Here is a 23,024-nt window from a genome sequence, read left to right as displayed (position 1 = left end):
GAGACATTACCAATTGCTATTGTAGACTACTAGGTATTAACTCAATCGTAGTTAGCTTTTTCATTAAATTATTCCTTTTATTAGTTTCGATCTGTAATTAAGAACTTTTCACGATTTAACAATAAAAGTTCCAACTAGATCTAAAGAAATTTTCTTTAAATAATTCAGTCGCTTTAACCAATTATCAAACTTGATATAATTCTCAGCATCCATAACCTTAACTATGCTCGAATCACATCTACCCCTGAGAAAGAAAACCATTTTTTGTTCTGCACTAAAAAGTTAACCTCCTATTAACATCAGCTTAAAGATCAATGCTTACTTTTCGTAAAATCAAATTCGTTTATATGTTAACATCAAATAAAAGCCACTTAAAAAAGTGGTTTTTAGGAGTTTTGTTTTTAGTTATCGGTTTCTTTTGCTTTGAATTTTTCAGAAGACAAATAGGAGGATTTGCAGGTTCTTATCCCTTTGCAGAAGCATGGCAAATTACTGGATCTATCGAAGAAACTGAACGTAAATTAATAAAACTTCATGAAATAGAACCTGACTTATTTTTTGAAAATGACAAATTATCCTTTAAAAACGACCATACAGGGTATTGGAAAAAAGTAGATTTTTACTATAAAGAAAGACAGGAAATTGTTCACGCCATGATTAGAGATAATGGAAATAATACTAATATCTATTTAGTTAGTTTCGTCGATACGGTAACTGGCGATCTCCGTTTGATGAATAAAGATTTTGGCTTTTTTGCCAACCTCAGTGAAATGAAAGTTTTTGAAAAAAACATTCTAAATAAAATAAACGCTATTAAATAATTTCAATATAAGCATCGGATAAAATAGCGAAATGAATACACAAGATTTTTCCAGATTCCCCACATCATTGGGATACTAATCGCACATCCACATGAAAGCTTACTTAATTGCATTCTCCTTACTATCGTGTTTCTATCTTGCATGTATACCAAAAAAACATGAAAGCAATTCGTCAAATTTTATCGACCAAATCTATAAAAAAATTAACACTATTACGGAAGGTGATACATTAGATTTAAACCCTCCAAAATTGTCCTTTGACAAAATCATCATTCTAAGTCATGAAAATAACACAACCCAATTGAAAACTGAAACATCGATACCGGATGATGCAAAACAGCAACCGTTTGATTTAAATCAGGGTAATTGGGCTATTATCTGGATAAAAGATTCTTCAATTATAGATAAAATAGAATTTTCTTCAGAGAAGTTAATGTTTAATAATATTGTAAATGGTGATGGTTTTAAAATCATCAAGCGAAAAGACTTGAAGAAAATATTAATTATTAACAATTCTGGTGATAAATTTCTGAACTCAGATAAAAAAGTTTTAGATACTGAACTTTTAAACTGAAGGTATCTTATTAGGTCCGTAATTATTACTGCACTATGTTTTTACATCAAAAAGACTATATGGGGCAAAAAAAGCACCAATTACTCAACAACCTCTCATCAATAGCCTACCCCTAAAGTTCCCTTATATATTATCTATTCATTCACAACACTTCCAACTTTACCAATCCCCTGCCACCACTGTAATCTATCGCACTACTATATTGCAAAAAATGCCCTTCTGGAACAAATCCAGCCTCTATCCCCTCTCTTTCCATCATCCAAAATAACCATTCCCTTCTACTTTCCTGTACATTATCTTTAATTTCATGTATAATCTTGCTTTGCCGTATATTTCTTAAAATCCTGTTATAATCGCTGAGGATCCTCATTGGAAGAACGAAAAAGAAGATGTAGATGACTGGGCATGATACACCAGGAATAAATTCGCATTCCCTTTTCCTTTACACAGTAATTTAATGAATTAACAAGAATGTCAGCGTATAATCTCCGAACAAATACATCCCCCAATTGATTGTAGCAAAACTGACAAACTATACCCCTTCAGGATTATGGAATTTTTATTTTCGAGACATAATTGGTTGTCATTTTTCCACTAAGCTAAGATAAAAATGATATTAAAAAAATAGCATTGCTCAAAGGGTAAAGTTTAACTGTAATTATTTCAGAAAGACCTTGGGGATGGTATATGTTAGCAGCAGTGCGATGACTTATTCGTTAACAAAGAAATTCATCTCTTAACACCCGAAAAGAGAGAAAACAAAAAAGGATCCTCGAATGAGAATCCTTTAACCTGTGCACTCCAAGGGAGTCGAACCCCTAACCTTCTGATCCGTAGTCAGACGCTCTATCCAATTGAGCTAGGAATGCTTTTTCGAAGCTTTGTAAAACCTTAGTTATACTCCGTTTCAGTGATGCAAATATCAGCACTTTTTTCAATATTTCAAACATTTTTATTCCTTTTTAGTCAAAAAAAAGCATTATTCTTTATATATTGCTGATAGTAATTGAATTACATTTTATTTTTTATGACAGAGCGTATTATTCGTAGCAGCAAAATAAGAGTAGAAGATATCAGTCTATCTTATCACATCAAAAAGGCGACAGAGATAGAAGAGCGTACTATTATTTTTATACATGGATTCCCCTTTAACAAGAACTCTTGGCGGCCTCAAATGGAATCTCTGGAAGACAATATCACGGGGATCGCAGTAGATGTACGTGGTCATGGACTGTCCACGAACGGACATGGTTTTTTCAGTATTGATGTCTTTGCAAAAGATATCATAGCACTTATCGCCAAGTTGGATCTCGAAAAAGTAACGCTATGCGGAGTCTCTATGGGCGGCTATATAGCGCTACGGATCTATCAGTTGATACCCGAAAAAATAGAAGGGCTCATCCTGTCGGATACCCACCACAAAGCAGACGACAATACAGCCAAGCAGAAACGTTTTGACAGTATACAAGCTATCCTGAGGCACGGCAGAAGACCCTTTGCCCTGGGGTTTATAGATAATATCTTTGTCCACAAAAACGAGGAGGAAAACCAAGAAGCGATAGAATTGATAAAAAGCAGTATTCGGCGAAATTCAATTCGAGGCATATGCGCTACCCTATTGGCGCTGGCATCCCGAACGGATAGTACGGAGATGCTAGAAAATATAAAGGTTCCGACCCTTCTGATCCGAGGAAGTGAGGATAAGATTACCCCGAAGAACCTAATGGAAGAAATGAGCCAACGCATTGCTGACGCAAAATACGTCGAAATAGAAAATGCGGGACATCTTCCAAACCTGGAACAACCGTTGGCTTTTAACAGACATATGAACAGTTTTCTCCTTAGATAAGGAGAAAACTGTTCATAGAGGGATTAAACCAATTCCTCTATGGTCAATGCGCCCACCGTCAAATTGCTGCGGGGATCGATCAATATAGCCCGTGCGTTTAATGCCAATTCGTTGTTTAAGTCAAAAACCACCTCGTCCGCTGCCTTAACGACAATCCGTCCCATATCATTTAATCCAATTCGCTCGTCATAAACCATGTCTTGCGTATTGACATCATACCTATACTTGATCTCGACCACCTTAACCTTGGTTACCTTGGTTTGATTTTGCAAAAGATAGACCTGATTTATATCCAACGATTTGTTTTCAAACCAACTGATATTGGCTTCAAAACTACGCTCGGCATAGGGCTGCGAATAGGCGCTAACAATAAAATCGCCTCTGGAAATATCAATATCGTCTGTCAGATGTACAATGACGGACTGCCCATCCTCGGCCTGCGCTAGATCCGCTTCATCAAAGGTTATGGCCTTCACCTTACTGCTTACGCCACTAGGTAATACGACAACGTCATCGCCTACTTTCAATCCCTCACCTATTACCCGGCCGGCATATCCTCTATAATCAGGCAGATCTGAGGTCTGAGGGCGTACCACCCACTGTACAGGGACACGCCAAGCGCCGGTTCCTTTGTCGGCAAACTGAACCGTCTCCAGATAATGCAGCAAAGTCGCTCCTGTATACCAAGGCATATGCTTGGAAGAAAAAACAATATTATCTCCCTTAAGTGCGGAGACTGGTACAAAATCTACGTCCTGTAATTTTAAATTGTCCGCTAATCGTTGATAATCCGACTTGATCGTATCAAAAACAGATTGACTATAATCCACCATATCCATTTTATTGATACAGACCAGCACCTTTTTCAAAGACAATAATTTAGCGATGAAAGAATGTCTTTTGGTCTGCTCGATCACCCCCTTGCGGGCATCTATCAAGATAATGATCAAATCAGAATTTGAGGCTCCGGTCACCATATTACGGGTATACTGAATATGTCCTGGTGCATCGGCAATAATAAATTTACGCACCTCGGTCTGAAAATATTTGTAGGCCACATCGATGGTAATACCCTGCTCCCGTTCGGCCTTCAATCCATCGGTGAGGATAGCAAGATCGACCGTACCGTCGTCATTCTTCCGATTCGCTTTTTGAATGGCCTCCAATTGATCGTCCAATATAGAATCGGTATCGTATAGCAAGCGACCGATCAGCGTACTCTTGCCATCATCTACTGACCCAGCCGTTATAAATTTTAATATGTTCATTTCTTATTGTCTAAAATCTAATATCTAAATACTATGTACTAAATACTAAACACTAAAAATACCCTTGTTTTTTCCGTTCCTCCATGGCTGCTTCAGATACTTTATCGTCCATTCTAGCCCCTCTTTCACTCACCGTCGAAGCCTTTATCTCGGAGATAATATCATCGAGTTCTACGGCAATAGAGTCTACTGCGGCAGTACAGGTCATATCTCCTACTGTTCTGAAACGCACAGACCGATGCTCTACCTTGTCCGCTTCATCAATTTGCAGACAGTCTGCACTAGCCATCCACTGTCCATTGCGCCACACGACATCGCGCTCGTGACTGAAATAGATAGATGGCAATGCTATTTGCTCCCGTTTTATGTAGTTCCAGACATCCAACTCGGTCCAATTGGAGATAGGAAACACGCGCACATTCTCTCCTTTATGTATCCTACCATTAAAGATGTTCCACAATTCGGGGCGTTGACGCTTGGGATCCCACTGCCCAAACTCATCGCGTACCGAAAAAATACGCTCTTTGGCCCGTGCCTTCTCCTCATCTCGCCTCGCCCCACCAATACAGGCATCAAAACCATACTGCTCGATCGTATCCAGCAAAGTCACCGTCTGCAATGCATTTCTGCTCGCATTTTTGCCTTTTTGCTCCACAACGCGTCCTGCATCGATGCTATCCTGAACCGAGCCAACGATCAGCTTTTCGCCGGTTTGATCAATAAGCCAATCCCTGAATAAAATAGTTTCCGGAAAATTGTGCCCGGTATCAATATGTACCAAAGGAAAAGGAAATTTGCCCGGACGAAATGCCTTCTTGGCAAGGTGCACCAATGTAATACTATCTTTTCCCCCGGAAAACAACAAGGCCGGCTTCTCAAATTGTCCCGCGACCTCACGGAGAATATAAATGGCTTCTGCCTCTAAATGATCTAAATAATCCATTTTTTTAATTAGATTTTACGCTTTAATCGTCTATCTCAGACGCTATTTCCCACTTCCGTGTAATCCACACTCTTTTTTACTTTTATCTTCCCACCACCACCGGCCTGCACGAAAATCTTCGCCCTTCTTTATGGCTCTGGTACAAGGTTGGCATCCAATACTTGGAAATCCTTTGTCATGCAACGGATTGTACGGGACATTAAACTGTTTTAAGAAAGCTTCCACATCTTCTAATGACCAATAAAATAAAGGGTGTACCTTAACGATTGAATTCGCGGCATCCCACTCTATAAAATCCATCTCCTCCCGATTGGCCGATTGTTCGGCCCGTATACCGGTGATCCAGATATCAAACCCCTTGATCGCCCGCTGTAACGGTTCGATCTTACGGATAAAACAACACTCCTTCCTATTGGCTACGCTCTCGTAAAAACTAGAAGGGCCTTTGTCCGAAACCATCGCCTCCACCGCATCTGCCTGTGGATAAAAAGCTTTTATTCGTAAACCATAACGATCCAAGGTTCTATTCCATACATAATAGGTTTCAGGGAATAGCCGCCCCGTCTCTAAGGTGAAAATAGATACCTGCTGGGGCTCTTTCGAAAGCATCGCAGTGATGACCTGATCTTCTATACCAAAGGACGTGGAGAATACGGTACGCCCACCATAATTTTGAGCAATATAAGAAACAATTTGCGCCGCATCTAGACCCGCTAACGCATTCTTCAATAAATCGATCATTCTATGCGTTATTTTATCAATTCACGTGTATGCGCATTAAGCGCTTTTACTTTTTCCTGAAAATCTCCTTTCAGCTGTTCGCGCATCTCGTGCATCAAGCCTAGCGTCTCATCGATCTCCTCGGGCAGCAAGTCGTTTAAAAACTCTTTCAAGCGCTTGGCAATAGTAGGCGACTTACCATTCGTGGAAATGCCGATCTTAAGATCTCCCTTGGTCACGATAGACCCTAAATAAAAGTCACACAGATCGGGCTTGTCTGCGACATTCAATAGTATATTACGCTGTCTGGTCAATGCGCGGACTTCTTCATTAAACGTTGGATTGTTGGATGCTAATACGACCAGATCGACCCCCTCCAAATCCTCCTCCCTAAAATTTCGCTCATACAACTCGACATACGGTCGATCGGCAATGTATTCCCGAAATGCATCAATCACCGTATGGGCCACCACCCGAATCTGGGCACCTGGACTGCTTTGCAGCAAGGCCGTGATCTTTTCCAAGCCTATCGGCCCGGCACCGACTAGCAATACCTGCAATTGTTCGAGTTTAAGAAATATAGGGAACAATCTATTCATTTTATCCTTCCAAACATTGAATCTCTTTACGCAAATCATTAAATGCTTCATACTTACGTACCACTTCGCCGATCACGAGTATAGCAGGGGCGCCTATATTAGATTTCTCGACCTCTGCCACGATAGAATCGATAGTTCCTAATGCGATACGCTCATTGGGTAAAGAACCATTTTGAATGACCGCAATAGGAAGCTCCGATTTTTGATGCGACTTATACAACGCAACAATCTGCTGTAACTTGGCATACCCCATCAACACCACAACCGTAGCATCTGTATCGGCGGCACGTGTAAGATCATGGGACAGGCTACCGTCTGACTTTGAACCTGTGATGACCCAGAAGCTCTCACTGATCCCACGGTAGGTCAATGGAATTTTCTGCAGACCGGTCAACCCGATAGCCGACGAAACGCCCGGAACCACCGCTGTGGCAATACCAAAGCCATGTACATAATCCAGCTCTTCGCCCCCACGGCCGAAAACAAAAGGATCCCCCCCTTTGAGCCGTACGACATGCCCATGCGTCAATGCATAATCCACCATCAGCCGGTTAATATAATCCTGTGAGGTAGACAATTGCTCGGCACGCTTGCCGACATATATCTTGGTACAGCCAGCTTTAGCATGAGACAATAACGATTCATTCACCAATGCATCATATAAAATGACATCGGCACTCTCTATCGCCCTTATTCCCTTTAACGTGATCAAATCTGGATCACCCGGACCTGCTCCTACTAGCGTGACAAATGGTTGTATCGTATTCATTCGTTATTCTCTTTTTTTAATTCAACTTTAGAACCGCTCTCCGTTCAGCTCCTTCATAATAAAATGCTGTCGCTTGGGTCAGATAAGCCTTTGCAAAATCCTTTGATGGTTCGTATTTATTAATCTGCAGCACTCGATCTGAAAAGGAGGTCGGAAATTGAAAATCACCGTTTGCCACATAGGTCTCATCGAAAGCATCGATCACGGCGATCTGTGTACTTGCGTTGATGCCCTTATCCAATAATAAAGCTTTCGCCGTCCACACGAACGCACTGTAGCTATGATAGATGGCATCGGCATATTGCTCCTTGTCCAGCGCCTGCTTGGCCCAATCTATTTTTTCCTCGGCCTCAAACAGCAAAGTAGCGACAAGGTCGATCACCACACCGGCACACTCGCCAACACCTATCGCTGTCGCAAAGGTATCCTGATGCCCCCAGTCGATAAACTCTTCGCCTGCCAATGTACTCAGATCTGACAATGGCTTCAAAAGCTTGTAAAAATAGTCTTTGCCAAATCGATCGTAGTAACTATGAAAATCTTCTTCTACGCCCTTATTTACCTTATAATCTGAAAGAATCAGATCGACCACCTGAAGAACACGTTTTGTAGGTACCTTTATGACGCGCTCGGCAACCCTTCCCTTGCCGTCACCAACAGTACCACCTCCAAGCATCACCTGCGCTGCCGGTACTACTTTACCGTCCGCTTTGACTGAACTGCCATGAAAGCCAATATGGGCCAATCCGTGTTGTCCACAGGAATTCATACAGCCCGAAATTTTTATTTTCAACCGTTGCTCTACTACAAACTCTTGATAGAACTCGTGTATATACCGTTCGAGCACACGTGCCATCTCTGTAGAATTAGAAATCCCAAGATTACAGGTATCTGTACCGGGACAGGTCGTAATATCGGCTGTACTGTCAAATCCAGCCTTGGCCAGATCCAGCGTAGTCAACAGGTTGAACAAATGAGGCAACGACTCTTCGCGGACATATTTGAACAGTAGATTTTGTCCCTGCGTAATACGGATATCATCCGCGACATGGCCTTTTATGCCTTCAACTAATTTCCGGGCTTTGTCTGTCGATACATCACCTGTCAAAACCTTTACATACACGCCGTAATAGCCATCCTGTTTCTGGCGAAACACATTGGTCGATCTCCACAAGGTATAGGACGTCTCGTCTACAGGCGATGTAGGCTCCACCTTATCGGTAGGCAACTCGGGTAATTCTACCGCGCTGCGATCCACCACGTAAGTCTGATTTTTATTTGCGATCCTTTCCTCCTCTATAAGGCGCAATACTTCCTCCAAACCCATCTTTTGGACTAAATACTTAAACCGGGCTTTATTACGGTTATTGCGCTCTCCATAGCGGTCAAATACACGAAGTGTAGCTTCCATATAAGGTATGATGTGATCTTCATGAAGAAAATCGAACACTTCCTCCGCCAAGATAGGCTGGGCGCCAAGCCCTCCTCCTAATAGTACCTTAAATCCGCGCTGCTCTACGCCATCAACCAGCTTGATCTTAGGGATAAATCCGAAATCATGTATATAGGAGAATGCTGTATCTTTATCTGATGATGAAAAGGCTATTTTGAATTTACGCCCCATCTCCGCACAGACGGGATTGCGCAGAAAGTATTCAAATGTTTGCTGGGCATAAGGCGATACATCAAAAGGTTCGTCGGGGCCTACCCCTGCCGTCGCCGAAGCCGTAACATTGCGAACGGTATTACCACAGGCCTCCCGAAGCGTAATATCATCAGCCGCCAATTTGGCCCAGAGTTCGGGTGTTTTATCTAAGCTTACGTAATGAATCTGTATATCCTGTCTTGTGGTAAGATGCAGGTTACGGCTCGCGTACTCGTCAGAGATCGCGGCAATATTCAGCAATTGCTTAAATGTAACCTTCCCAAAAGGTAACTTAATGCGAACCATCTGAACACCTGCTTGACGCTGTCCATACACTCCTCTTGCCAAACGAAGCGATCTAAACTTTTCCTCGGGCAACTTCCCTTCCTGGTAAGCCCTAATCTTCCTATCTAGCTCAATTATTTCCTGCTCGACAATAGGATTCTCTAATTCAGTACGAAAACTCTGCATATTTTTTACCTAAAACACCATTAATCTTTAGCTTGCCATTCCTGTATTTTCATGAACGACGAAACAAATGTATAAAAGAAAAACTATAATAACTACATAATCTACCAAATTAGTATATATTTGTAAAAAAAAGAGATGAACTGAAATTAGCAAAGTCAAAAAATAGACAATGAACAAACTAACTATCAGTGTATTGATAACATTATCCTTATTAAGCTGTGCGCCAAAAAAATCAAACAGCTATGATAACAAGACTGGTTATTCTGGAAATATATCTATTTCTGGTGCTTTTGCTTTGTACCCGATTGTCGTTTTATGGAGTGAGGATTTTAAGAAAATACACCCGAATGTACGTTTTAATATTTCTGCCGGAGGCGCGGGAAAAGGGATCACTGATGTGCTGACCGATATGATGGATATAGGTCTGGTGTCGCGAGATCTGCACCAACAGGAATTAACAAATGGGGCCCTCCCCATATTTGTAGCAAAAGATGCCGTACTGGGCACCTACAACGCTAAACATCCAAATGCAAACCTCATTAGAGAGCGGGGCTTGACGCAGAAGGAACTGGAAGGTATCTTCGTAACACAACGGTATAAAAACTGGAGTGATATCGATACTAAATTTGTGAATCTCCCCATCCGCGCTTACGTAAGATCTGATGCTGCGGGAGCAGCCGAGACATGGGCCAAATTTTTCGGACAGAACCAAGAAGACCTAAAGGGTGTAGGCATATTCGGCGATCCCGGTTTGGCACAGGCCATCAAAGATGAACCAACGTCGATCGGCTTCAATAACATTAATTATGTATACGACCTGTCTAGCAAAAGAACGGCGGAAAACATAGCGGTCATTCCGCTAGACCAGAATGCCAATGGCAAAATAGATAAAGAGGAAAGCTTTTACGGTACTATTGATGAATTGACTAGCGCAGTGGCAGCGGGACAATACCCATCCCCACCTTCACGGCCTTTGGCATTTGTCGTTAAGAAGGGTAATATAAACCCACTGATGCGGGAATTTATCCGATTTGTCCTCGACAAACAACAACAAGAACACCTGCTCGCGAACGGGTATGTGCCCATGACCGCAGCACAACGGACTACCGAATTAGAAAAAATCAAAGCGGATACAGTGAATAGTAACAATAAAATAACGAACCGATGAGAATAAGACTATGGAAGGACCTATGGATACGAAGAGCATTTCTTACGTTGCTTATATTAATGCTATCCGTAATTGCCTTTATATGTATTGGATTAACCGTTAAAGCGCTGCCCCTTCTCGAGGATCAAAGTCTATTTTCTATATTGACAGATAGTATCTGGTCGCCGTTAAGGGGAAAATTCGGCTTCCTGCCATTTATTATGGGCACGGTGTGGGTAACTGTGATCGCGCTGGCGATAGCTGTCCCTCTTTGTATCCTGGCCTCCTTATACCTTGTCGAATATGCCTCCGATAGGCTCCGGAATACCGTGCTCCCCTTGATGAATGTGCTGGCCGCTATTCCTCCCGTACTCTATGGGGTCTGGGGCGTTCTATTTGTCGTACCACTAATAGGAAATTATATCGGTCCTTTTTTCGGAAGCTCGACATCGGGATACTCTGTAGTATCGGGAGGAATGGTGCTCGCGGTCATGATTTTCCCGATTATGATCAGTATTATGGTAGAGGTCTTGCAAACAATCCCTGCTGAATTAAAATCCGCATCACTATCTCTAGGGGCCACCAAATGGGAAACGATACAAAAAGTAATCATCAAAAAAGCAAGACCTGGGATAATCGCTGCCGTAGTACTGGCTATATCGCGGGCTTTCGGAGAGACTATTGCGGTATTGATGGTCTGTGGGAATATTCCGCAGGTGCCAAAATCTCTATTTGATGCGGGCTTCCCAATTCCGGCATTGATAGCAAACAACTTCGGAGAGATGATGTCCATCCCCCGTTATGATGCGGCTTTAATGTTTGCGGCACTACTATTACTGGTCATCATCTTCGGGTTCAACCTGATTTCGCGTGTTATTCTAAATAAACTGGAGGGAAAAGTCTAATGTCAACTGTCAAATCAAGATTACGAAAAGAAAAAATTGCGAAACTATTGATGCAATTCTCAGGGATATCTATAACGGGTTCTCTTTTTTTAATAATTGGAATCATCCTATTTAAAGGACTCCCCTTTCTGAGCTGGGAAATGATAAGCCAAACTCCTCAAGGAGGCTTTTACATCGGAAAGGAAGGAGGCATATTAAATGCTATCCTGGGCTCGCTTTACCTGGCTGGATTGTCGACCATTCTTGCCTGTCTACTGGGTATCCCTATAGCCATATACCTGAATATTTACAGCAATCAAAGCGCTATAATGGTGCGGGCTTCCAGACTATTATTTGACGTACTATTTGGCATTCCATCTATTGTGTATGGCGCCATAGCGTTCAGCATTATGGTGTGGTTTGGTATCCGCGCGTCCTTATTGGGGGGCGTAATAACGATAACGCTACTCACCATCCCAATAGTGGTACGTACATTGGACGAATTGCTCAAAACGATCCCTTTGGACCTCAAAAACATAACCACATCGCTAGGGGCTACAAAATGGGAAACGGCACAGGTATTATTAAAATATATAAAACCAGGCATATTCACCGCTGTACTTCTCGCCTTTGGCCGAGCCATAGGTGATGTTGCAGGGGTCCTCATTACTACTGGATTTAGCGACAACCTTCCGTTATATATTGATGAACCGGCAGCGACATTGCCATTGGCTATATTTTTTCAGCTGAGCAGTCCTATACCTGAAGTTCAAGGACGGGCGTACGCTTCTGCATTAATTTTAACATTTATAATTTTATTTATTGTCATATGCACACACATTCTAGCTTCCAAACAGAAGAAACACAAATTATAAGCTTCCCTGTGTTGCCGCACATACAAATCAAGGATTTGAATGTGTACATAGAAGACAAACATATATTAAAAAATATCAACCTCGATATTCCGAATAATTCAATAACCTCCATTATTGGCCCCTCAGGCTGTGGAAAAACGACCCTGCTCAAAACGTTGAATCGCCTTATGGATGACAGTAAGAATGTAAAAGTATCTGGATCGGTACTCGTAAACGGAGAGGATATCTATGCAAAAGACGCCGAAGTAACTCATATCCGGAAGAAAATGGGACTACTCTCCCAACGCCCTTTCCCATTGCCTATGTCGATCTTCGACAATATAGCCTATGGCCCGCGGATACATGGGGAAAGAAACAAAAAAGTACTGCACCATATTGTTGAAAATCAGCTGAAAAATGTAGGACTATGGGAAGAGGTCAAAGACAGGCTGGACAGCTCGGCAACCAGCCTGTCTATCGGACAGCAACAAAGGCTCTGCCTTGCACGGGGCCTCGCAGTCCAACCGGAAATCATTCTTGGGGATGAGAGCACCTCTGCCCTAGACCCCATATCTACACAGACCATTGAAAACCTGCTGATAGATCTAAAGAATGACTATACTATTGTGTTGGTAACCCATATCCTTAGACAGGCTCGTCGGGTTTCGGATTACATCATTTTTGTATACAACGGCGAGATAATAGAATTTGGAAAAACGGAAGATATTCTTTTGAACCCACAGCATGAACTCACCCAACAATATGTAAAGGGCTTTATAAGTTAAAAAGAGAGGCTGTTTAAACAGCCTCTCTTTTTATTACTTGATAAGATCTCGGAGTAGTGATATCGGTAAACTTGTGACCGTGCTATCCGATAGTTTTCCCGAAATGCGATTTATCGAAATTCCTTTATTAAATTGCACTCTCGACTTACCTGCTGTAGTCAGCTTCAGATCTTCGATTGCATACTTTACGCTGTCTTCCCCATTCTGTTCAAAAAAAGCATTTGAAAGCCCAGAATTATTCAAATATGCATCTATCTGATGATAATTTTTGGTATTCAACGCTAGGTTGCTTTTATCCAAATTGAGAGACAATACCTTTAAAGCTTCCAACTCATTCGGAGCCCAATCCTCCAAAGCACTTCCTAAATTAATGTTGGAATTTGTCAAAGATAGTGACAAGCTTTCGAGCTTTTTATTTTCTCCAAATCGGATCGTATTACGTATCCGGTCACCAAATATACGAAGACTATCTAAATTCGTTTCCAGGTTTCCGATTTGCATATTCGACAGGTGTACTTCGTCGATTACAGGTGCAAATACATAAATCGATATCATTGAAAATCGACTTCCCGGATTTGACTCAATCTTTAATCCTCCAGATGCATCAACACTACATACAACATGCCCTTCATTTCTCTTATCCACCTTTACAGCATAATCCTTGCTCTCGACCAAATACAGGTTCACATAACTATACCCATCACTAGCAATATGGATATTATTAAATGTTTTTAGCTTATGGGTTACCAGGAAATGATCCTGAGCATTGGGGTCCTGCCCTTCCTTTTTTACGGATTCTGCATATTCCTTTGAATCTACATTAGTCGATGCCGTATACAACACCACAGCTCCTACAGGTATCACAAATAGTAATATCGCTAAAATGATTAATAGCTTTGTACTTCTGTTCATAACTAACTTGTTTTAAAATTTTGATCTACAAATAATTGATAACGATCTTTCAACTCGTCCAGCCCTATATCCAATAAATAGATATTTCTAAAAACCCGAGGCAACTCTTCTTCTATAAAAATACCTTTCTTGTACGCCTGCACCTCGCTCTTTGAATTTGGACTAACAAAAAAACCAATCCCGCGTTTATTATAAATAATATTCCGCTGCTGTAAAAAATCATAGGTACGCATTACCGTATTGGGATTCACCTCCAGCTCAACAGCAAGCTCCCGTACCGACGGGACCCTATCCTCGGCCTTCCAATGTTCCAACATAATCTGCTCGCATACATGTTCTGCAATCTGCAAATAGATCGCCTTACCGTTATTAAAATCCATTTAAACCTCCTTCTCTTTCAATCTCAAATACCCAATCCCCCATACAGCGACTGTCACCAATACTCCTAGAACGCAGATAACTCTTAATATATATACCTCTTCACTAAACACTCCTTCACTAATACGTATAGTATCCTGTGTAAAAAACTGAATCACCTTTAGCATAAATAAGCTATATAATAAAATGTAAACCGTTAGTAAGACAGCTGATTTGATATACTGGAACTTCGTAAACATTATCGATCCCAAAAGGAAAAGGGCGCTTAATAAATAAGGCAAAAAAGTCATTAAATACACTTTAGGATTGATTTCTTGCTTATAAAAAAACATCAATTGATCAACTACGACCTCACGCCCGCTTTCCTGATCGAAATAGCTGTATGAAGAAGAAAAATTTGACCGTATATAACTGACAAAGCCTAGATCGACTAGAAAAAAAATCAAAATATAGGATACCGTTGTCAAAATGACCGTATAGAATATAGCTACACTGAATTTTTCCAGTCTTGAAGCGGGCAACAACAACTCAAATATAGCTTTAGGCTTTTGCCCAAGATTAGAAAAATAGGTTCCCGATATGATGGTGATAAATAATAAGCCCATAAAGACAAAAAGATAAGGGCGAAAAGACAACATAGACTGTAAAGCATGGTTATCTGCATTTTGTCGGTATACCTCATAGATACTATAGCCATAGAAAGCTACAAATATACCTGTCAGCACAGCCAATGACATCAGGTAAATTTTGCCAAATTCAATCCACTGTCTATGAATCAGCATACCTAGGCGGCGGCTATTAAGCGTATTGTTCATTGTTCGAGGTATTTAAAAGGTTTTCAAATTGTATCTTTTGTTCTAAAACAGCGTTAAACAGTAGTTCGAGGTCTACTTTCGAATGTTCCTCTCCGTGATTAACCGAAATCGTATTATAGCCTCCCATAGCTTGCTCTGCATAGATTACTGTCGAAGGAAGTTCGACCATTTTGCGAAACAAAAACGCATTGGCCAACTGATCGATGGTAGCATTCATCACGACCTTACGATCATTGAGTATGATCACAGTATCGATTAAATTATCCAGGTCGCGAACCTGATGCGTGGAAATAATAAAACATCGGTCGTCCGTCAAAGCCGACGCCATAACCTTTCTAAACTGCGCTTTAGAAGGTATATCCAAGCCATTCGTAGGCTCATCCATGATAATTAACTTTGTTCGACTCGCTAAACCAAAAGAAATAATGTATTTTTTCTTTTGTCCATAACTCATGTCCGCCAACCGCTGTTCATGAACAGGAATAGCAAACTCTTGAATAAGTTCTTTAAAATACTGGTGATCAAACTCGGGATAGAACCCCGAGTTTGCCTTTACAAAAGCATCAGATTTGACTGCGGGTAGATGAAACTCTTCCGGAATAAAACTGATCTGTTGCAATGTTTCTACCGATCTTTGGCTAGGATCTTTACCGAGAACGGCTATGCTCCCTCCTTGAGGATAAACCAGTCCTGCAATGTTTTTCAATAAGGTGGATTTCCCAGCGCCATTTTTCCCAAGTAACCCATAAATCCGTCCCCCCTGTAGACTTAAATCCAAGTCTGTGAATAAAGGACGGGATCGGGAATAGCTAAAATTTAAGTTTTTAATAGTTATCATACTAGTGTACTATTTAAATAATACACTAATATAGTTCAGATATTTCAACTTTCAAAAAATACTTATAAAAAAATATGGAGCGACCATGCATAGGTCGCTCCATATACGAAATTGTTATATTTCCTTTAATCAAAGCCCGGCATTAAATCAGCCCAGCCTGTATAAGCTCTAGCGCCATTTCTTTTTGGAGCTTCTGTGCTTCTTCACGCGCACGTTCAGCAAAGTCCTTGCCGTTTGACGCGTATATAATACCTCTTGTACTATTAACCAATAGGCCACAGTCTTTATTCATACCGTATTTACAGACATCCTGAAGAGATCCCCCTTGTGCACCTACTCCCGGAACCAATAGAAAGTGATCTGGAGCATGCTCCCTAATTTTCAAAAAAGCTTCTCCACGCGTCGCTCCCACCACATACATCAGATTCTCATCTGTACCCCAACAGTTCACCTTATCGATGACCTCTTCAAACAGATGTTTACCACTGCTGTTCGAAAAATTCTGAAAGTCCTTGCTTCCTTCATTAGAGGTCAATGCCAACACGATAGCCCACTTGCCTTCAAAATCCAAAAAAGGGGTCACCGAATCTTTCCCCATATAGGGCGCTATCGTAATGGAATCAAACCCCATTCCAGAAACTGCTTCATCAAAAAAAGCCTGCGCATACATGTTGGAGGTATTTCCGATGTCACCTCGCTTGGCATCAGCGATACTGAAACAGCTTTTAGGAATTATCTGCCAGGTCTTCTGTAAAGACTGCCAGCCCCTTACACCATAACTCTCATAAAATGCAATATTGGGCTTATACGCTACACAAAGATCTTCAGTAGCCTCGATGATAGCTTTATTAAACGTAAAAATAGGATCCTCTTCTTCTAAGAGATGTTCCGGTATCTTCGTAATATCTGTATCCAATCCCACACAAAGGAAGGATTGCTTTTCTTTAATCTGCTCTATGAGCTCTTGTCTATTCATAAGTAAATAATTATTTCATGAGCTCGCAAACTCGGTTTGACTTTTAATGATCCTATGGAATATCCAAAGTATACTATACACGATTTTGTTGCAAAGTGTATGCTTCTTCGCGGCCATTCGTGTTTATACTGTTCTGTAACATGGATATTTCATTTAATTATTATTGGTTAATCAAGTTTTGAACAAACTCTTCTACTTCTTTCGTAGAATAATCGTACATACCTTCTTCCTTGGCCGCAATCTTTCCGTTCTTGTCTAAAATGACAGTAGTCGGAATAGAACCTCCTAACCAGTTGGTAGGAATCTCCCCATTTGGATATACAATAGGAAGCTGCAAATCCTGCTCTTTCAAAAACTTATCCGTACCCTCGACGTCTCCCTCAATCTCCACGATTAAAAATTCTATCTGGTCATTGCCTTTGAATTTATCGTATAATGTCTGAATCGACGGCATCTCTGCTCTGCATGGAGGACACCAGGTCGCCCAAAAATTGATAAACAATACCTTTCCCCGAAGCTGTTCGGTATCGTATATCTTGTTATCAGCACCGACGAATGAGGCCTTATCGACTGCCGCAACAGCTGCACTTGGATTTACTTCGGATTTTGCCAAAGTGGCATCTTCAACAGGTTTTTCCAGTTTTGGTTTAAAAAAACCTATTTTCATCAGCTGCTGTTGGATAAAAATCCGGCTTGGCGACCATAAAATAAACCCCATTGCCAGAACAAAAACCACCCAGCTAATTATATTTTTTACTTTCTTTTTATCCGCCATAACGCTTATCGACTAGGAATCAAATTTTTCTAATTGTTTTAACAAAGTTGCGAAGTCTTTCGGGTAATCAGCCTCAAAGGAGTAACTCTTGCCATCGATGGTAAAATCGGTCCTTTTCGAGTGAAGAGCAAAACGCTTCATGATAGGCTGTTCTTCCTCGTCTTTCGACATCGTAAATCCACGCTTCTTGATCTGAGATAGATATACGGGTTTACCACGGTACATTGTATCTCCAACAATAGCAGCATGTTGGGTAGCCAGATGTATGCGTATCTGGTGCATGCGGCCGGTTATAGGCTTACACTCTACCAATGTAAAATGTTTAAAATAACGAATACTATTAAAAATTGTCTCAGCGGGTTTCCCGTTGGCCCGATCGATACTTACATTTTTATTTCCCTGATTCAGAATAGGAAGATCAACTTTCAGGTTGTCAAATGTATGCGTGCCTTGTATAATGGCATGATATACTTTATTTACTCTTCGTTTTTCAAATTCGATAGAGACAAGACGGTAAGTTTCTGGATTCTTAGCAATCAGAAGTATGCCGGATGTATCTTTATCCAATCGATGACAGATCTGTGCATCCGCGTAATACCGCTTTGCTAAGCGAAGAATATTAACCTCACCTCCTTCACGCTCGTCCAAGGAAGCTATAAATGGGGGCTTGTTTATGACAATAAGGTTGTCGTCTTCGTGAATAATAAGATCACTGAATTTTGGATATTTAAATAAACGGGTATCGTTTTGAATCATAATACAAAAATATAAAAACTAGCCGATTATTTAGCAACCTGAGTTCGATTGTTATTTTACTGAATATCAATATTTATTGATGGACTTTATAGCTATGTTGCTATAAGATCGATTTGTAGCCCAGCAATGACGCCTCTTATTTGTCTTTGAGAGGTCCGTATTTTAATAAACACGGCGGTGATTTGATGACAGTAAAAGTAAATCTGTAATTGGTAGAAGGAGCGACGACAGCCGAAGGCAGATGCCTAGCAAACCAGTCTAGTTTTTAGATGCTGCAAAAGAAGGTTTATTAATCGAATTCAAGTTGGTAACACAAGGTTTTTACATTATTATGCCGACCAGCGGTATATTATTTATAATTTTGCAGCATAACATTTATATCATGTCCGTAAATAAAATCATTAAGCGCGTTACCGTTTCTATTATCAAAGAAATGAAATTACGTGGCGAAAAAATAAGTATGCTGACAGGCTATGACTATTCAATGGCGAGAGCTTTAGATGAGTCTGGAGTAGATATCGTTTTGGTAGGCGACTCAGCAGCCAATGTATTCGCTGGTTATGAAACAACGCTCCCTATTACATTAGACAATATGATCTATCATACCGCGGCTGTTGTTAGAGGCTGTCAACGAGCGATGGTACTGGCAGACCTGCCTTTTGGAACGTATCAGGGATCAATAGAAAAAGCCTATGACGCTGCTGTAAGGATGATGAAGGAATCCGGCGCCCACGCGCTTAAACTGGAGGGTGGAGAAGAAATAATCGACAACATAAAAAAGATAGTAAAGGCAGGTATACCGGTATGTGGCCACTTGGGATTAACTCCCCAATCGATCCATCAATTCGGTAGTTTTGGTGTCCGTGCCAAAGAAGATGCGGAAGCCGACAAACTAAAAAGAGATGCCTTAGCGCTACAACAAGCTGGGTGTTTTGCAATAGTTCTTGAAAAAATACCGGCTCAATTAGCAGAGGAAGTTTCTAAATCGCTACAGATCCCGACTATAGGTATCGGCGCTGGAGCTGGCTGTGATGGACAAGTGTTAGTAGTAAACGACATGCTGGGCATGACGAAAGACTTCAAACCGAAATTTTTACGTCAATACGTCAATCTTTACGAACAGATCACTACTGCTGTTGCTCAGTACGTAGCCGATGTAAAAGCGGTAGAATACCCCAACGAAAACGAACAGTACTAAAGAAATAAGCTTTGGGTAAAATCATCATTATAGGTATTTTGCTGGCGGTATTGATATACTTTATCCTCCGCCGGCTTAACTTTTTCAATTTCGGTAAAGTCCAAGAAATCCCCTTATCCCCTGGTGTGACAGAGATTGGAATCCCTACTCCTTTATTAAAACGGGGATTAAAACGCGTACTATATACCGTGGGGACAGGTATGATATTACTATGTATCATTCTACTTATTGCTGCAAAATTCAAAATTGCACTGATCATGCTACCGATAAGCCTATACCTTATCGGCCAATTTTTCGTATTCAACAATCATGTTAAGACAATCAGGAATCAAAAAATAAACTATGATTCTGAATCACAGGTGATATACATCGAATGGTTGGATGGCAGCTCCATTAAATTCAACTTGCTGACGGATATCAAAAAACTCAGTGAGGTACAAGCTGTGCAAAAAAACAACGGTATGTTGCTGGGCTATTACCAGATTGCAATCGGAACAAAAATGATATTTTTACCTTACCTCCTTTTAGAAAACCCGAAGAATAAGCTTTTCTTTGACAAATTGAAATCGCTCAGCAGACAGTCAGAAACTAAATTATTCCCAATCATCTAATGGCATGCCTGCTGAAACAGCTTGTCCTCATTACGCTTTTCCAACAACACACCAAAGGGCTAGGGCTGTACCGTCTTTTTTTAACCAGGGGAGTATAGGTGCTTACACACTGAAACACACTTCGGGGTACTTGACGTAATTTACATGTAGCATAATGGCTGAAAACAGCTGTTTTTAGAGCTAAAGATCAAATAAACACAAATTCAACCGATTTTGGTACAAACGTTGCTATATTCTTTTTTAATTATTAAGATTAGCCCTTATATGAAATATACATGTAGTACAGGACGTACAAACACATACGAGAATATTTTGGATATTCCCTATGACGATCAAAAGACAAACCAAGTGAAAGGAGCTCATTTATACAAATGAAAACAAACACTCTAAAATAATTATTTACATATGAAATTTTCACTTAGTATAAGCTGCGCAGGTAATTTTATGTTTTTTGTTATAGCGCTAACTTTGTTTGTTTCTTGTGACCGGCAGGCATCACCCAAAAACGTTGACAGCAAAAAAATAAAGCTCGATAGTATCGCCTTGGTAAAAAAAGCAGAAGAAGAAGAAAAACAAAAAGCTAAACCACGTACAGCATCAGATATCGTACTGACAAAAGATTTGATATACGACAAGTACACTTTAGAAGATAGATACAAATACAGGGACACTTTTAGGGTATTTCAATGGGAAAAGATTAAAGAGAAACTAGCATATATCGAAAATTTCCAACGTGAACATAATAACTACGGACTGGTCGTAAACTATAAAAACAGAAATGGAGAGGCCCCTACGGTAGCGAATTTCAAAAGGAATGCTTATAAAAGAGTATCCGATACTTTGGGTACCGAACGGTACCAATCCGCACCTTTATACAAACTAGGCGAGACAAAAACACCAACCATTTATGGAAGAGATGGGTCGTTGGTAAAACTATTATCCAGTGATACGTTAAAAATGGTTCGAATCAAGGGGCTCACCAATATTGATGGGGAATGGGATATCCCAAAACGCTATGTCAAATCTATCGGTGATACAGCTACTTTCAAACATGTTGTAGTTGTTGATGTTACAAATCAAAATATTTGTGCTCTAGAACACTCAGAAAAAGAATGGATCATCCGAAGTATGAATCCTGCAACAACTGGAAAGCATAATCCTCCTTATGCCATGGAGACGCCCGTAGGTATATATTTACTCCAGGAACAAAAAAACAAGATGTTCTACTACGCTGATGGCACTACAACAATAGCCGGTTATGCTCCTTGGGCCAGCAGATTTACAAATGGTGCATATATCCATGGAGTACCTACTAATGATCCAAAAGCTAAAATCATCGAACATAGTTGGACACTCGGTACCACCCCTCGATCACATATGTGTGTTAGGAATGCATCCTCGCATGCAAAGTTTGTTTATGACTGGATTAAGCCGTTTTCTTCCCTCGTAATTGTCATAAATTAACCATTTCGACAAGAATTAACATTTCTTAACATTTTTATAACACATTGGTAACGACCTTTGTATACGGAAGGAAATGTATGTATATGAAATACTCATGTTTAGCGCTAAGCAAAAACACTCATGAGTATTCCATATGTAAGATAAGGAACAAGGGAGACACATATGAAAAAAACAATAGCTATTATAGGACTAATATCACTTGCAGGTCTCTTTGCAATCCATAGTCATTCTAATCAACTAAAATCTCAACCGCTCGCTACTATCCAAAATGTAGACTCTTTAAAGGAAGAGAATAATCTATCCAAAATCGAAAAATTATACCAGGAAATTGCGCTAAAAGGAAAACTTAAATTTGAAGCATTTGAGATGGCCATGAACGGGTATGAAAATATGTCTTTTAAAAACAAAGATATTATCAGTATTATAGATTTTTCATTGCCATCGACCGACAAACGAATGGTCGTTATTGATTTGAAAAACAGAAAAGTACTTTTTCATACTATTGTATCACATGGTAGAAACAGTGGTGAGAAGTATGCGACTTCTTTTTCAAACAGACACGGTTCCTATCAAAGTTCATTGGGATTTTATAAAACCGCGAATACTTATCAAGGAGGGAATGGTTATTCTTTAGTACTTGACGGACTAGAAAAGGGAATTAACGACCAAGCTAGGCCACGGGCAGTGGTAATCCACGGTGCAGCATATAGTAGTCAGGCGGTTATTGATGCTACCGGGAGGCTCGGTCGCAGTTACGGCTGTCCCGCATTGCCCAGAGAACTGAATACTCCCATAATAAATACGATAAAAGACGGTTCAATGTTGTTTATTTACGCAAATAATAAAGAATACCTAGCTCAGTCAAAAGTTTTCAAAAAAGCACCTACAACATTAATCGCTCGAAAAGATATTGGTGAAACTGGAACAGCAAAAGGATCTTTAAATTAAACGCCTTTGTTTTTTTTTTAGCTA

The 23,024-nt window shown here is 40.5% G+C and carries 25 protein-coding genes and 1 tRNA gene; 11 read left to right on the top strand and 15 right to left on the bottom strand.

The window, feature by feature from the left end; translation table 11 throughout:
- The first annotated feature begins 347 nt into the window (after positions 1 to 347).
- Together G7B20_RS01890 and G7B20_RS01885 are read left to right on the top strand one after the other, a co-directional pair.
- Complete coding sequence (locus G7B20_RS01890; protein WP_164108335.1) at positions 348 to 821, top strand: hypothetical protein; 474 nt, start codon at positions 348 to 350, stop codon at positions 819 to 821.
- Positions 822 to 912: 91 nt separating this feature from the next.
- Positions 913 to 1,395: a hypothetical protein gene (locus G7B20_RS01885; RefSeq protein WP_164108334.1), complete on the top strand. Its 483-nt coding sequence runs from the start codon at positions 913 to 915 to the stop codon at positions 1,393 to 1,395.
- Positions 1,396 to 1,537: 142 nt separating this feature from the next.
- Here G7B20_RS01885 and G7B20_RS19390 read toward each other — a convergent pair whose 3' ends face one another.
- Positions 1,538 to 1,765, bottom strand: coding sequence for a hypothetical protein (locus tag G7B20_RS19390; RefSeq protein ID WP_240465967.1), 228 nt, complete (start codon positions 1,763 to 1,765; stop codon positions 1,538 to 1,540).
- 425 nt (positions 1,766 to 2,190) lie between these two features.
- Positions 2,191 to 2,264 (bottom strand) — tRNA-Arg (locus G7B20_RS01875).
- Positions 2,265 to 2,422: 158 nt separating this feature from the next.
- Between G7B20_RS01875 and G7B20_RS01870 the strand changes: the two genes are divergently transcribed.
- Positions 2,423 to 3,244, top strand: coding sequence for an alpha/beta fold hydrolase (locus G7B20_RS01870; protein ID WP_164108333.1), 822 nt, complete (start codon positions 2,423 to 2,425; stop codon positions 3,242 to 3,244).
- Positions 3,245 to 3,267: 23 nt separating this feature from the next.
- On the opposite strand, the gene G7B20_RS01865 is transcribed toward G7B20_RS01870, so the two are convergent.
- From G7B20_RS01865 to G7B20_RS01840, 6 genes are read right to left on the bottom strand one after another with little or no spacing between them, the layout of a single operon-like run.
- Positions 3,268 to 4,512 (bottom strand): sulfate adenylyltransferase subunit 1, encoded by a 1,245-nt coding sequence (locus G7B20_RS01865; protein WP_164108332.1) that lies wholly within the window; start codon positions 4,510 to 4,512, stop codon positions 3,268 to 3,270.
- A 52-nt stretch (positions 4,513 to 4,564) separates the two neighbouring features.
- On the bottom strand, positions 4,565 to 5,455 hold the full coding sequence (cysD, locus tag G7B20_RS01860; RefSeq protein ID WP_164108331.1) for a sulfate adenylyltransferase subunit CysD: 891 nt from the start codon (positions 5,453 to 5,455) through the stop codon (positions 4,565 to 4,567).
- A 42-nt stretch (positions 5,456 to 5,497) separates the two neighbouring features.
- Positions 5,498 to 6,196, bottom strand: a complete 699-nt coding sequence (locus G7B20_RS01855; RefSeq protein ID WP_164108330.1) for a phosphoadenylyl-sulfate reductase — start codon at positions 6,194 to 6,196, stop codon at positions 5,498 to 5,500.
- Positions 6,197 to 6,204: 8 nt separating this feature from the next.
- Complete coding sequence (locus G7B20_RS01850) at positions 6,205 to 6,774, bottom strand: bifunctional precorrin-2 dehydrogenase/sirohydrochlorin ferrochelatase (protein ID WP_164108329.1); 570 nt, start codon at positions 6,772 to 6,774, stop codon at positions 6,205 to 6,207.
- Position 6,775: 1 nt separating this feature from the next.
- The gene (gene cobA / locus G7B20_RS01845) at positions 6,776 to 7,543 is read right to left on the bottom strand and encodes a uroporphyrinogen-III C-methyltransferase (protein ID WP_164108328.1); all 768 of its coding nucleotides are present in this window, start codon (positions 7,541 to 7,543) and stop codon (positions 6,776 to 6,778) included.
- A gap of 16 nt (positions 7,544 to 7,559) precedes the next feature.
- A complete protein-coding gene (locus G7B20_RS01840; protein WP_164108327.1) occupies positions 7,560 to 9,659 on the bottom strand; it encodes a HEPN domain-containing protein in 2,100 nt (699 codons plus the stop codon).
- A gap of 169 nt (positions 9,660 to 9,828) precedes the next feature.
- On the opposite strand from G7B20_RS01840, the gene G7B20_RS01835 reads away from it, so the two are divergent.
- The 4 genes from G7B20_RS01835 to G7B20_RS01820 are packed head-to-tail and all read left to right on the top strand — an operon-like array spanning position 9,829 to position 13,329.
- A complete protein-coding gene (locus tag G7B20_RS01835; RefSeq protein WP_164108326.1) occupies positions 9,829 to 10,827 on the top strand; it encodes a PstS family phosphate ABC transporter substrate-binding protein in 999 nt (332 codons plus the stop codon).
- Positions 10,824 to 11,711 carry a phosphate ABC transporter permease subunit PstC gene (pstC, locus tag G7B20_RS01830; protein WP_164108325.1) on the top strand — a complete coding sequence of 296 codons (888 nt, stop codon included), beginning with the start codon at positions 10,824 to 10,826 and terminating at the stop codon, positions 11,709 to 11,711. The genes G7B20_RS01835 and pstC overlap by 4 nt, the downstream gene beginning before the upstream one ends.
- Before the next feature lie 50 nt (positions 11,712 to 11,761).
- Positions 11,762 to 12,565: a PstA family ABC transporter permease gene (locus G7B20_RS01825; RefSeq protein WP_240465970.1), complete on the top strand. Its 804-nt coding sequence runs from the start codon at positions 11,762 to 11,764 to the stop codon at positions 12,563 to 12,565.
- Positions 12,520 to 13,329 carry a phosphate ABC transporter ATP-binding protein gene (locus G7B20_RS01820; protein WP_164108323.1) on the top strand — a complete coding sequence of 270 codons (810 nt, stop codon included), beginning with the start codon at positions 12,520 to 12,522 and terminating at the stop codon, positions 13,327 to 13,329. Before G7B20_RS01825 ends, G7B20_RS01820 begins: the two co-directional genes overlap by 46 nt.
- Before the next feature lie 33 nt (positions 13,330 to 13,362).
- Here the strand turns inward: G7B20_RS01820 and G7B20_RS01815 are convergent, their stop codons facing one another.
- The 7 genes from G7B20_RS01815 to G7B20_RS01785 form a co-directional block, all read right to left on the bottom strand.
- Positions 13,363 to 14,241: a hypothetical protein gene (locus G7B20_RS01815; protein ID WP_164108322.1), complete on the bottom strand. Its 879-nt coding sequence runs from the start codon at positions 14,239 to 14,241 to the stop codon at positions 13,363 to 13,365.
- Between the two features lie 2 nt (positions 14,242 to 14,243).
- The gene (locus tag G7B20_RS01810; protein ID WP_079642332.1) at positions 14,244 to 14,621 is read right to left on the bottom strand and encodes a GntR family transcriptional regulator; all 378 of its coding nucleotides are present in this window, start codon (positions 14,619 to 14,621) and stop codon (positions 14,244 to 14,246) included.
- Positions 14,622 to 15,434: a hypothetical protein gene (locus tag G7B20_RS01805; protein WP_164108321.1), complete on the bottom strand. Its 813-nt coding sequence runs from the start codon at positions 15,432 to 15,434 to the stop codon at positions 14,622 to 14,624.
- Positions 15,418 to 16,272 (bottom strand): ATP-binding cassette domain-containing protein, encoded by an 855-nt coding sequence (locus G7B20_RS01800; RefSeq protein ID WP_164108320.1) that lies wholly within the window; start codon positions 16,270 to 16,272, stop codon positions 15,418 to 15,420. The genes G7B20_RS01805 and G7B20_RS01800 overlap by 17 nt, the downstream gene beginning before the upstream one ends.
- Before the next feature lie 142 nt (positions 16,273 to 16,414).
- Positions 16,415 to 17,248, bottom strand: a complete 834-nt coding sequence (pyrF, locus tag G7B20_RS01795) for an orotidine-5'-phosphate decarboxylase (RefSeq protein ID WP_164108319.1) — start codon at positions 17,246 to 17,248, stop codon at positions 16,415 to 16,417.
- A 160-nt stretch (positions 17,249 to 17,408) separates the two neighbouring features.
- Positions 17,409 to 18,023: a TlpA family protein disulfide reductase gene (locus G7B20_RS01790; protein ID WP_164108318.1), complete on the bottom strand. Its 615-nt coding sequence runs from the start codon at positions 18,021 to 18,023 to the stop codon at positions 17,409 to 17,411.
- Positions 18,024 to 18,035: 12 nt separating this feature from the next.
- Positions 18,036 to 18,779, bottom strand: coding sequence for an RluA family pseudouridine synthase (locus G7B20_RS01785; RefSeq protein ID WP_164108317.1), 744 nt, complete (start codon positions 18,777 to 18,779; stop codon positions 18,036 to 18,038).
- Between the two features lie 382 nt (positions 18,780 to 19,161).
- Here G7B20_RS01785 and panB point away from each other — a divergent pair, with 382 nt between their 5' ends.
- From panB to G7B20_RS01765, 4 genes are all read left to right on the top strand, one after another.
- A complete protein-coding gene (gene panB, locus G7B20_RS01780) occupies positions 19,162 to 19,977 on the top strand; it encodes a 3-methyl-2-oxobutanoate hydroxymethyltransferase (RefSeq protein WP_164108316.1) in 816 nt (271 codons plus the stop codon).
- 11 nt (positions 19,978 to 19,988) lie between these two features.
- Entirely contained in the window at positions 19,989 to 20,588 is a 600-nt protein-coding gene (locus G7B20_RS01775; RefSeq protein WP_164108315.1) for a hypothetical protein, read from the top strand.
- Between the two features lie 405 nt (positions 20,589 to 20,993).
- Complete coding sequence (locus G7B20_RS01770) at positions 20,994 to 22,052, top strand: L,D-transpeptidase (RefSeq protein ID WP_164108314.1); 1,059 nt, start codon at positions 20,994 to 20,996, stop codon at positions 22,050 to 22,052.
- Between the two features lie 162 nt (positions 22,053 to 22,214).
- Positions 22,215 to 23,000 carry a murein L,D-transpeptidase catalytic domain family protein gene (locus G7B20_RS01765; protein WP_164108313.1) on the top strand — a complete coding sequence of 262 codons (786 nt, stop codon included), beginning with the start codon at positions 22,215 to 22,217 and terminating at the stop codon, positions 22,998 to 23,000.
- The last annotated feature ends 24 nt before the right edge of the window (positions 23,001 to 23,024 follow it).

The organism is Sphingobacterium sp. xlx-96 (genome assembly GCF_011007365.1).
Taxonomy (GTDB): domain Bacteria; phylum Bacteroidota; class Bacteroidia; order Sphingobacteriales; family Sphingobacteriaceae; genus Sphingobacterium; species Sphingobacterium luzhongxinii.
Note: the sequence above shows the minus strand (reverse complement) of the source record. Positions and strands in the feature narration are given on the sequence as shown.

Bases quoted from the DNA above. Each gene is read 5' to 3' on its own strand.
- G7B20_RS01890 (WP_164108335.1), top strand. From the start codon at position 348: ATGTTAACATCAAATAAAAGCCACTTAAAAAAGTGGTTTTTAGGAGTT.
- G7B20_RS01885 (WP_164108334.1), top strand. From the start codon at position 913: ATGAAAGCTTACTTAATTGCATTCTCCTTACTATCGTGTTTCTATCTT.
- G7B20_RS19390 (WP_240465967.1), bottom strand. From the start codon at position 1,765: ATGAGGATCCTCAGCGATTATAACAGGATTTTAAGAAATATACGGCAA.
- G7B20_RS01870 (WP_164108333.1), top strand. From the start codon at position 2,423: ATGACAGAGCGTATTATTCGTAGCAGCAAAATAAGAGTAGAAGATATC.
- G7B20_RS01865 (WP_164108332.1), bottom strand. From the start codon at position 4,512: ATGAACATATTAAAATTTATAACGGCTGGGTCAGTAGATGATGGCAAG.
- cysD (WP_164108331.1), bottom strand. From the start codon at position 5,455: ATGGATTATTTAGATCATTTAGAGGCAGAAGCCATTTATATTCTCCGT.
- G7B20_RS01855 (WP_164108330.1), bottom strand. From the start codon at position 6,196: ATGATCGATTTATTGAAGAATGCGTTAGCGGGTCTAGATGCGGCGCAA.
- G7B20_RS01850 (WP_164108329.1), bottom strand. From the start codon at position 6,774: ATGAATAGATTGTTCCCTATATTTCTTAAACTCGAACAATTGCAGGTA.
- cobA (WP_164108328.1), bottom strand. From the start codon at position 7,543: ATGAATACGATACAACCATTTGTCACGCTAGTAGGAGCAGGTCCGGGT.
- G7B20_RS01840 (WP_164108327.1), bottom strand. From the start codon at position 9,659: ATGCAGAGTTTTCGTACTGAATTAGAGAATCCTATTGTCGAGCAGGAA.
- G7B20_RS01835 (WP_164108326.1), top strand. From the start codon at position 9,829: ATGAACAAACTAACTATCAGTGTATTGATAACATTATCCTTATTAAGC.
- pstC (WP_164108325.1), top strand. From the start codon at position 10,824: ATGAGAATAAGACTATGGAAGGACCTATGGATACGAAGAGCATTTCTT.
- G7B20_RS01825 (WP_240465970.1), top strand. From the start codon at position 11,762: ATGCAATTCTCAGGGATATCTATAACGGGTTCTCTTTTTTTAATAATT.
- G7B20_RS01820 (WP_164108323.1), top strand. From the start codon at position 12,520: ATGCACACACATTCTAGCTTCCAAACAGAAGAAACACAAATTATAAGC.
- G7B20_RS01815 (WP_164108322.1), bottom strand. From the start codon at position 14,241: ATGAACAGAAGTACAAAGCTATTAATCATTTTAGCGATATTACTATTT.
- G7B20_RS01810 (WP_079642332.1), bottom strand. From the start codon at position 14,621: ATGGATTTTAATAACGGTAAGGCGATCTATTTGCAGATTGCAGAACAT.
- G7B20_RS01805 (WP_164108321.1), bottom strand. From the start codon at position 15,434: ATGAACAATACGCTTAATAGCCGCCGCCTAGGTATGCTGATTCATAGA.
- G7B20_RS01800 (WP_164108320.1), bottom strand. From the start codon at position 16,272: ATGATAACTATTAAAAACTTAAATTTTAGCTATTCCCGATCCCGTCCT.
- pyrF (WP_164108319.1), bottom strand. From the start codon at position 17,248: ATGAATAGACAAGAGCTCATAGAGCAGATTAAAGAAAAGCAATCCTTC.
- G7B20_RS01790 (WP_164108318.1), bottom strand. From the start codon at position 18,023: ATGGCGGATAAAAAGAAAGTAAAAAATATAATTAGCTGGGTGGTTTTT.
- G7B20_RS01785 (WP_164108317.1), bottom strand. From the start codon at position 18,779: ATGATTCAAAACGATACCCGTTTATTTAAATATCCAAAATTCAGTGAT.
- panB (WP_164108316.1), top strand. From the start codon at position 19,162: ATGTCCGTAAATAAAATCATTAAGCGCGTTACCGTTTCTATTATCAAA.
- G7B20_RS01770 (WP_164108314.1), top strand. From the start codon at position 20,994: ATGAAATTTTCACTTAGTATAAGCTGCGCAGGTAATTTTATGTTTTTT.
- G7B20_RS01765 (WP_164108313.1), top strand. From the start codon at position 22,215: ATGAAAAAAACAATAGCTATTATAGGACTAATATCACTTGCAGGTCTC.